At 60.6% G+C, this 717-nt stretch carries 1 pseudogene; it reads right to left on the bottom strand.

Annotation, left to right across the window (positions count from 1 at the left end):
• Positions 1-717, bottom strand: a pseudogene (locus A3754_RS28180) (transcription-repair coupling factor); the annotation flags it as partial.

Below are 717 nucleotides of genomic sequence, written 5' to 3'. Positions count from 1 at the left end.
GAATTTTCTGCATCAGCTCCAGCAGCGCTTCCCGTCGCCCGGCGGTTTCCGCGCAGATCAGGATATGGGTTTCCGGGTGCGCGTCGGAGAAGGTATGCAGCAGGGCAAGCGGATTATTGGCGCGCACATCGGCGGTGAGTGCGGGCATGGGCGCCACATCAAAGTGAATGGCCTGGTCCGTGCCCGGCGCCTCGCTATGGGCCTGACGCGCGCGCGGGTGCTGTTTCAGGGCCGCGTTCAGTTCGTCCGGGCGCAGGAACAGTTGCCAGGGAGCCAGAATCGGGCGGTGAATATCGTGGCGGCGGGATTCGTGGCGTTGTTCCACATCCTGCCAGAAGTGTTCGATGGCGTTTTGGCAGTCGGCCAGTTCTATCAGCCGCACATCGTCGGGCAGGTAATCGAACAGGGTGGCCATCTGTTCGAAAAACAGCGGCAGATAATATTCCAGGCCGGGGGCTGCCAGGCCGTCCGTCACGTCTTGATAGAGGGGAACGTGACGGGTATCCACATCGAAAACATCTCGGAAGTTGCTGCGGAAGCGGGCGATGCCTTCGGCACTGAGGGGGAATTCCGCCGCAGGCAGCAAGGTGATGTCGTCCACTTTGCCGGTGGAGCGCTGGCTTTCCGCTTCAAACAGGCGAAGGGATTCGANTTCATCATCGAACAGTTCGATACGGAATGGCTGCTCGGCGCCCATGGGGTAGATATCCATGATGG

The sequence above is a fragment of the Alcanivorax sp. HI0083 genome, assembly GCF_001635175.1.
Note: the sequence above shows the minus strand (reverse complement) of the source record. Positions and strands in the feature narration are given on the sequence as shown.